The sequence below is a fragment of the Spiroplasma sp. hy2 genome (assembly GCF_044714365.1).
Lineage (GTDB): Bacteria > Bacillota_I > Bacilli_A > Mycoplasmatales > Mycoplasmataceae > Spiroplasma > Spiroplasma phoeniceum.
Map to the genome: position 1 here is coordinate 1 of NZ_RXFZ02000152.1, position 2,473 is coordinate 2,473.

The following is a 2,473-nucleotide window of genomic DNA, read 5'->3' on the forward strand; positions in this document are numbered from 1 at the left end:
AWATTTTTGAATTATCTATAACTATTGCAGTATTTGAAGGACCATCACCATTTTCTTCTTGATTATTAATCTTATCACTATATTCAAGTAATAATTCAAGAATTTTTTGATAATTTTTGTTTATTTTCATATTTAAAATAGCGTCTCCGTTTTTATTTTGAAGATTAACATCATCTTTATATTTAATAACATCTGGAATATTTTCCAAACTCATTGCCAAATATCGTGCAAAATTTATATTTGTTAAACCAAATTTATTTTTACTTTCAACCTCAACATTATTTTTAATTAATAATTGAACCATTTTTGGAAAATTGTTTAATATTGCAAAAAATAAAGGATTTAATTCATTTTTATTTTTAAAATTAATATTAGCACCTTTATCAATTAACAATTCAGCTATTTCTAGATCATCATTAAGTATTGCAGTAATTAAAGGAGTATGACCATTGAATAAATTTTCAAGATTAACATCAGCACCTTTAGCAATTAACAATTGAACTAGTTCTTTATTATTTCTATCTATTGCATAATCTAAAGGAGTTAATCTATTTTTATTTTGAAGATTAACATTAGCACCTTTATCAATTAACAATTTAGCCATTATTGAATTATTTTCTTTTATTGTAGTAATTAAAGGAGTATCACCATTTTCATCTTGAATATCAACATCATAGCCACTAACAATTAAAAATTTAATTAAATCAATGTTACTTTCTAAAATTAATAAGTGTAAAATTTTAAAATTAGTAAAGTTCATTTTTTCTCAGATTTTTTTCATAAAAAATAATGTATTAGTAATTTTTTTAATATCTAAATTGTGTTTTTCTATTTTTTGAATTAAATTAGTTTCTTGTTCTATTTGTAAAAGTTGTTCCCTTTCTTCAGTAACATTTATTTTTTTAATTTTTGTTATAAATTTGTCTATTTCATTTTTTGAATCATTAACAAAATTAATAAAATTATTAAAATAAATTAATTGATCTCAAATTTTTATTCTAAATTTATTTAACTGTTCTGAATATTTTTTTCAATCACCTCTTAATTGAGAAGTATAATCTTTTCAATTAATTGTTTGATTTGAGTTAAATACTTTTTCTTTAATATTTTCTAATATGTTTTTACTCTCAGCTATTATTTTATGTAATTCATCAATATTTTCAATTTTTTCAAAAATTTCTAAAGTTTTTTCATCACATTGAAATCTTACAGCCTCACTTGTAATAAAAATCAGTTTTACTAAATCATCTTTTGTTGTTTGATTTTCTTGTTTATTATCATAATTTGATAAATTTGCAATTGCATTATTTAAAGTATCTTGCGAAATAAAAATATCTTTTCCTTCTTGTTTTTCGTTTTGTTTTATTACAACATCTAATCCATCTTTTGAATATGCTCCCGTATAATTTAAATTAATCTTTTGACAATTATATTTTTTAATTACTGATTTATTTAAAGATTTAATTTTTTCTTCATCGTCTTTTAAACTACCTCCTTTTAAATTTTCAATTTTGTTATATAAATATTTTTTCTCATTCTTATAATTTAATCTTTTAATATTTTTTTCTTTTGCTTTAAGGGTAATAACTTCATTTTTTTGTTGCAAATATTCTTTTACTTTTTCTTCATTAGATAAAAAATTATTTTCTTTTAAATTATTTAATTTATCCTTTAAATTATTAAGCTTTGTGACTTCTTCTTGATTAATTTGTTCTATTCTTTTTAAAATTTCATCATCAAAATAAAAATATTGATTCTGATTATTAATAAATCCTAATAAGTAAAGGTTATTTAAATTAATTACTAATTTAACACTTTCATTATTACTATTTTTTAATGTTAATATTAATATTTTATCCTTGTTATTTTGTTGATTTTTAAATCAATTAGCCATTTTAGTTTCAAATTCTTCTAATTTAGAAATAATTGTTTTATTATCAAGCTCTTTACTTATAAGTCCACCCATATTGATTCTTCTTAGTGGATCAATATAATTTTCATCAATAAGTTCTTGTAACATTTTTTGAATATTATCAGAATAATTTTCATTTAAAGTAATTTCTTTTTCAATAATATCAACTTTACTATCTGAAGTTGTTGAAAATTGAGGTTGTTTGTCATCTTGCGGTTTTGGAGTAGTTGAGGTATTTTCGTTATTTTGTCTTTTTTTAATACTGTGTTTTCGATTGGGGGCCGCTGCAACGATTGATGGTATTGCACTTCCAGTTATCATAATTGTTCCTAATAATCCTAAAAGTTTTTTCATTTTTTGTTTCCCTTCATTTTTTTACAAAATAAATTTAATTAAAAAAAATTTTCAACAAAAGTGAAAATTTATTAGTTTTCAAAATATAATTTGACAAAACAGTTTTATTTTGTTATTTTATACTTATGAAAATATAAATTTTGACGAGTTGTATTTTCATTTTTTATTTTACTTTGCTAATAACCCAAATTTATATTTAGGCAAATW

At 20.3% G+C, this 2,473-nt stretch carries 1 protein-coding gene; it reads right to left on the minus strand.

Features of this window, described 5'->3' with window-relative positions; translation table 4 throughout:
* Positions 1–2,266 (minus strand): ankyrin repeat domain-containing protein (locus EHV01_RS04710; protein WP_422066437.1); only part of this gene is annotated, 2,266 nt, incomplete at its 3' end.
* Positions 2,267–2,473 lie beyond the last annotated feature (207 nt).